General features: G+C 63.6%; 2 protein-coding genes. Both read left to right on the top strand.

Going from position 1 to position 1353, the window contains the following annotated elements; translation table 11 throughout:
* Positions 1–49: 49 nt before the first annotated feature.
* The gene (locus NKI25_RS36195) at positions 50–529 is read left to right on the top strand and encodes a hypothetical protein (protein WP_352739856.1); all 480 of its coding nucleotides are present in this window, start codon (positions 50–52) and stop codon (positions 527–529) included.
* A 96-nt stretch (positions 530–625) separates the two neighbouring features.
* Complete coding sequence (locus tag NKI25_RS36190) at positions 626–1351, top strand: thermonuclease family protein (protein ID WP_353000956.1); 726 nt, start codon at positions 626–628, stop codon at positions 1349–1351.
* The last annotated feature ends 2 nt before the right edge of the window (positions 1352–1353 follow it).

The following is a 1353-nucleotide window of genomic DNA, read 5'->3' as shown; positions in this document are numbered from 1 at the left end:
CTGGACTTCTAGGTCGGACTCGCCCCAATATTTGTTTGGGGGAATTCACATGAAAATTGGAGCACTCATCGCAAGTGCAGCCCTGTGCGTCAGCGGCTGCTCTACGAGCGCTGTCGTGTCGGACAGCGATCTCACGGCAATGAATACCGTTGCGCTGTGTCACGTTCTCGCCAGCAGCACGGACGAACAGTATCGTAGTCGGGTATCGGCCCTTCTAGTGCGCAGGCGCGCAACAGCAGAGAAGTGCACCAGGCTTGTGCAAACCGACAATGCTGTCGCGACAGGCATAGCGGTCGCGGCTGTCGGCGGCGCAGCTGTGGGTGTCGCTGCCAACAACGGCTATGGAGGCGGAACATATTACCGGCCACCGCCACCACAAACCTATGGCGTCGCGTGGGACCAATTCTATGGCCAGAACTACAGCGTCATCTGGCGCTGCCGCGACCGGTCCACCGGGCGGTTCGTTGACGACTACTATTGCGCCGGCCTGCCCATGGTCGACAGCGCATGGCCGGGCTGGTCGGCGTAGCGGATGAGCAGGCCATACCGCAAATATCGATTCAATCGGTGGCAGAGACCCACCGGTGCCAAGCTGTGGCGGCGCCAACTTGCGAGCGTGCCGGCAATGCTCGGTCTTACGGCAGCGGCGGCAGTGGCTGCCTTCCTGGCGCCGTCGGGCGCGCGACGTAGCGACGATGCATCAAAGGCCAGCCCACGAAGGGCGGCGCCCGCCTCGCTTACCGGTGTCGCTTCCGTCATTGACGGCGATACGATCGAAATTCACGGCCAGCGCGTCCGTTTCAACGGCATCGACGCGCCAGAGAGCCGGCAGCTGTGCCGCGATGCGAATGGCGCTGAGTATTCTTGCGGCCGGCGATCGGCCGAAGCGCTGGACACTTTCCTGGCCGCGTCGAGGCCGCTCGAATGCACATTCGTGACGTGGGACCGCTACCACCGCTTTGTCGGCGATTGTCGGCGCGCTGACGGCGCGGGCGTAGCCGCCTGGATGGTCGAGCACGGCCAGGCGCTGGATTGGCCTCGCTATAGCCAGGGCGCCTATGCGGGCCAGCAGGCGCAAGCCCAAGCCTCAAAGATCGGCCTGTGGGCCGGGACGTTTCAGGCACCCTGGGAATGGCGAGCTGCGCACGCCGACGGCGCGGCGCCGTCGAGCCGCCAATGGGGCATCATCAACCGTAAGCTGGTCGCGCAGAGCGGCTATTCTTGCGAGCCGCGGAGAACGTGCAAGCAGATCGGTTCCTGCGACGAAGCCAACTGGTACCTGCAAAACTGCTCATGGGGCGGAAAACTCGATCGCGACAAGGATGGGATCCCATGCGAAACACTCTGCTAGCT

Origin of the sequence: Mesorhizobium sp. M0808 (assembly GCF_040320025.1) — a bacterium.
In the GTDB taxonomy this organism is placed as follows: domain Bacteria; phylum Pseudomonadota; class Alphaproteobacteria; order Rhizobiales; family Rhizobiaceae; genus Mesorhizobium.
The sequence above is the reverse complement of the archived record's forward strand: the minus strand, read 5'-3'. Positions and strand labels throughout refer to the sequence as shown.